Here is a 2,863-nt window from a genome sequence, read left to right on the forward strand (position 1 = left end):
GAGTGGCCGACGGGAGAAGGCGCCTTGTCGCTCATCCAAGTCACCCTCTCGCTGACCCAAGTCACTTTCGGGCACGGGAGTCACCTCGAGGGTGCCTTATCGGCGAGAAGGTAACTGCGCTCCGCAACAAGGTGACTGCCGCGTGGCGACTGGGCTCGGCGCGAAGGCGGCCGGGAGGCACGGCGCCCTCGGCGCGAAGGCGGTCGGGAGTCACGGCACCCCCGGTCCGAAGGCGGCCGGGAAGCACGACACCCCCGGTCCGAAGACCGGGGGTGTCGTCGATGTCTTGATGCATCTGTAGAACATGTGCCCATGCATCACATTGGTGCACATCACATTGGTGCGCCCAGAGGGATTCGAACCCCCGACCTTCTGTTCCGTAGACAGACGCTCTATCCAGCTGAGCTATGGGCGCATTTCCGAGGCGTTGGCGTGGATCTGCAGTTCGCACAGCATTCCTCGCGCTTCGGCCTGAATAACTTTACGCGAAGACCAACGCGGTTCCAAATCAAAGCGATGAGACCTGCATGACTGTACCGGTCTATGTGACCTTGATCACTTAAAAAGGGCCCCTCGGGACCAAAAACCCTAGATTTCAGCTATTTTGAGTGTTTCACTCTCATTTCAGGCATGTAACGAGGTCGGGTGGTACAGACCACCTTCCCTACCATTGAGGGACACGCCGACCCAGCGAAGGAGGAAGACATGGGCGCAACTCGCGTTCGGCTTCTTGAAGGAGCCCCCACCACCTACGAGCCCCTGCTGTCCTGGGTTGAGGAAGTCGCGGAACTGACTCAGCCTGAACGGATTCACTGGGTGGACGGTTCCGAGGCGGAGTACCGCCAGCTGACCGACGAGCTCGTGGCCGCGGGCACCCTGACGCGGCTCAACCCGGAGACCTTCCCGAACTCCTTCGCGGCCTTCTCCGACCCCGCGGACGTGGCCCGCGTCGAGGAGCAGACGTTCATCTGCTCGCGCAACGAGCGCGACGCCGGCTTCACCAACAACTGGATGGACCCGGCCGAGATGAAGGTCAAGCTCAAGGGCCTCTTCGACGGCGCCATGCGCGGCCGCACCATGTACGTGATCCCGTTCGTCATGGGCCACCTCGACGCCGAGGACCCCAAGTTCGGCGTCGAGATCACCGACTCGGCCTACGTTGTCGCGTCCATGCGCATCATGGCCCGCATCGGCACGGACGTCCTGAAGAAGATCGAGCAGACGGGCGCGTTCTTCGTGCCCGCGCTGCACTCGGTCGGCGCGCCGCTCACACCCGGTCAGGAGGATGTCTCGTGGCCGTGCAACCCGGAGAAGTGGATCGTGCACTTCCCCGAGGAGCGCTCGATCTGGTCGTACGGCTCGGGCTACGGCGGCAACGCCCTTCTCGGCAAGAAGTGCTACGCCCTGCGCATTGCGTCCGTCATGGCCCGCGACGAGGGTTGGCTCGCCGAGCACATGCTCATCCTTAAGCTCACGAGCCCCGAGAACAAGGTCTACAACGTCGCCGCGGCCTTCCCGTCCGCGTGCGGCAAGACCAACCTCGCCCTCCTCGACCCCACGATCGAGGGCTGGAAGGTCGAGACGCTCGGCGACGACATCACGTGGATGCGCTTCGGCAAGCACGGCGAGCTGCGCGCCGTCAACCCGGAGGCGGGCCTCTTCGGCGTCGCCCCCGGCACCGGCTGGGGCACGAACCCGAACGCGATGCGCGCCATCGCGAAGGGCAACAGCATCTTCACGAACGTCGCGCTGACGGACGAGGGCGGCGTGTGGTGGGAGGGCATGACCGACGAGGTCCCCGCCCACCTCACCGACTGGCAGGGCAACGAGTGGACGCCCGAGGCCGGCCGCCCGGCCGCCCACCCCAACTCGCGGTTCTGCACGCCGATCGACCAGATCGACATGCTCGCGGACGACTACTTCGCGCCCGACGGCGTCGAGGTGCACGCGATCCTGTTCGGCGGCCGCCGCAAGACCACCGTCCCGCTCGTGACCCAGTCCCGCGACTGGGCCAACGGCATCTTCATGGGCGCCACGCTCTCCTCGGAGACGACCGCAGCCGCGGCCGGCGCGGTAGGCGTGGTGCGTCGCGACCCCATGGCCATGCTTCCGTTCATCGGCTACGACGCGGGCGACTACCTCAACCACTGGGTCAACCTCTCGGCGAAGGCCAACCCGGCCAGGCTCCCGAAGATCTTCCTCGTGAACTGGTTCCGCCGCACCCGCGAGGGCGGCTTCGCGTGGCCCGGCTTCGGCGACAACTCGCGCGTGCTCAAGTGGGCGATCGAGCGCATCGAGGGCTCGGCGGAAGCTGTCGAGACCCCGATCGGCTTCGTCCCGACGCCCGAGAGCCTCGACCTCACGGGCCTCGGCATGACGCCTGAGCAGGTCAACGAGGCGGTCCGCTTCGATGCCGACGAGTGGCACGCCGAGGTTCCCGGCCTCGAGGAGTGGTTCGCCCGCTTCGGCGGCTCGCTGCCCGAGAGCATCACGGCCCAGCTCGACGGCCTCAAAGAGCGCCTCGGCTGACCATGCCCAGGCCGTAGGCCGCAACAGACTCCGGCGAACTGAACGGCGCCGGACACCCTAGGAGGGCCGCCCCGCTGCACACGGGGCGGCCCTCCTGCGTCGGAGCGGACCGGGTAAGCCTGAATCGGGCCAGGAGCCCGTGGTCGACGCCTCCGCGCGCGGGTACCGTGGGGCCATGGACGACGGCGCCCACTCCCTCGCTGACCCGCCCCACCCGCCCGTGCTCAGGCCCTTGGACTCGCTCCGCGCGGCGGATCTTCCGGACGCGGGCGGCAAGGGCGCTAACCTCGGCGAGCTTCTGGCGGCGGGTCTCCCGGTGCCGCCGGGTTTCGTG

At 67.1% G+C, this 2,863-nt stretch carries 3 protein-coding genes and 1 tRNA gene; 3 read left to right on the forward strand and 1 reads right to left on the reverse strand.

Annotated elements, in window-relative coordinates; translation table 11 throughout:
• Positions 1–142: 142 nt before the first annotated feature.
• The gene (locus tag ACLN58_RS20345) at positions 143–301 is read left to right on the forward strand and encodes a hypothetical protein (RefSeq protein ID WP_415857050.1); all 159 of its coding nucleotides are present in this window, start codon (positions 143–145) and stop codon (positions 299–301) included.
• Positions 302–338: 37 nt separating this feature from the next.
• Here the strand turns inward: ACLN58_RS20345 and ACLN58_RS20350 are convergent.
• Positions 339–415: transfer RNA gene (locus ACLN58_RS20350), tRNA-Arg, on the reverse strand.
• Between the two features lie 290 nt (positions 416–705).
• Here ACLN58_RS20350 and ACLN58_RS20355 point away from each other — a divergent pair.
• Both ACLN58_RS20355 and ACLN58_RS20360 read left to right on the forward strand, forming a co-directional pair.
• Positions 706–2,529: a phosphoenolpyruvate carboxykinase (GTP) gene (locus ACLN58_RS20355; RefSeq protein WP_415857051.1), complete on the forward strand. Its 1,824-nt coding sequence runs from the start codon at positions 706–708 to the stop codon at positions 2,527–2,529.
• Between the two features lie 139 nt (positions 2,530–2,668).
• A partial coding sequence (locus ACLN58_RS20360; protein WP_415857052.1) for a hypothetical protein occupies positions 2,669–2,863 on the forward strand: 195 nt, incomplete at its 3' end.

Origin of the sequence: Sinomonas sp. G460-2, assembly GCF_047759905.1 — a bacterium.
Lineage (GTDB): Bacteria > Actinomycetota > Actinomycetes > Actinomycetales > Micrococcaceae > Sinomonas.